Here is a 1,359-nt window from a genome sequence, read left to right as displayed (position 1 = left end):
CCGTCGAGCGCGTTCGACGGGAACTGGCCGGCCGCCAGCGGTCCCGTGACGAACTCCCAGAACGGTGCGAAGTCCTTGAACGCCGCCCGCTCGGGGGCGTAGTGCTGGGCCGAGGTGTAGTGCACGTCCGCCGTCAGCCACACCGTGCCGGTGATCCTGTGGTGCTTGATGAACCGCAGAAGTCCGGCGATCTGCAGTTCGCGGCCGAGCGGCGCCCCGGGGTCGCCCTGTGCCACGGCCTCGAAGTCCGTCGCGCCGTCGGCGACCACCAGTCCCAGCGGCATGTCCGCGGCGATCACCTTCCACACCGCCCGGGACCTCGACAGCTCCCGCTCGAGCCAGGCCAACTGCTCGGCACCGAGGATTCCGGTGGCGTCGTCGGGCTGCCGGCCGGGGGAGTTGGCGTTGCGGAACGTCCGCATGTCCAGGACGAACAGGTCGAGCAACGGACCGTGCCGCACCACCCGGTGGACCCTGTCGCCGCCCGCGGAGCCGTGCAGGGTCGAGACCGGGAAGTACTCCCCGAACGCCTGCGTCGAGCGTGCCGCCAGCACGTCCACGTTCTTCTCGCTGTACCGGGCGTCGTCGAGGATCTGCCCGGGGTACCAGTTGTTGCGCACCTCGTGGTCGTCCCACTGGATCACCGACGGCACCTGCGCGTTGAACCTGCGGAGGTTGTCGTCCAGCAGGTTGTAGCGGAAGTTCCCCCGGTACTCGGCGAGTGTCTCGGCGACCTTCGCCTTCTCCTGGGTGGTGACGTTGTGCCAGACCCGCCCGTCCGGCAGCGTCACACTCGGCTCGATGACCCCGTCCGCGTAGATGTTGTCCCCGCTGCAGAGGAAGAAGTCGGGGTCGAGGCGGCGCATCTCGTCGTAGACCCGGTAGCCCCCGATGTCCGGGTTGATGCCCCACCCCTGGCCCGCGATGTCGCCGGACCACAGGAACCGCACACCGTCGCGCCGGCGTGCGGGCGCGGTCCGGAACGTGCCGTACACCGGTTCGCCGGGCGGCAGCCCGTACAGAGGCGTCGTTCCGGTGAAGTCCGTCCCCGCACCCAGCAGCGGGCCGTGCCAGGTGCGGGCGCGCCGGAACGACTCGGTCGCCGACGTCTCCACCACCATCCGGGCCGGCCGGTCGGAACGCACCCACACCAGGGCCGAGGACGAGGTGACATCGCCGACCTGCACACCCCAGGCCGCGTCCGGACGGCCGGACCGCGCGAAAGCCGGAGCGGCCGCGCCCGCCACGGGGAGGGTGAGAGCGGCCGTGGCCACCAGCGAACCGCGCAGCACGGTACGGCGGTCGGGGGACGGGATACGCGGACGGTACGGCATCGGGAGGCCTCCGGCGGGTCGGGCG

1 protein-coding gene is annotated in these 1,359 nt (G+C 71.4%); it reads right to left on the bottom strand.

Annotation, left to right across the window (positions count from 1 at the left end):
- On the bottom strand, positions 1-1,334 hold a 1,334-nt coding region (locus JGS39_RS40110; protein WP_219574668.1), incomplete at its 3' end, for an alkaline phosphatase D family protein.
- Positions 1,335-1,359 lie beyond the last annotated feature (25 nt).

The sequence above is a fragment of the Streptomyces poriferorum genome (assembly GCF_019399235.1).
Taxonomy (GTDB): domain Bacteria; phylum Actinomycetota; class Actinomycetes; order Streptomycetales; family Streptomycetaceae; genus Streptomyces; species Streptomyces poriferorum.
This window is presented reverse-complemented; position numbering and strand designations above follow the sequence as displayed.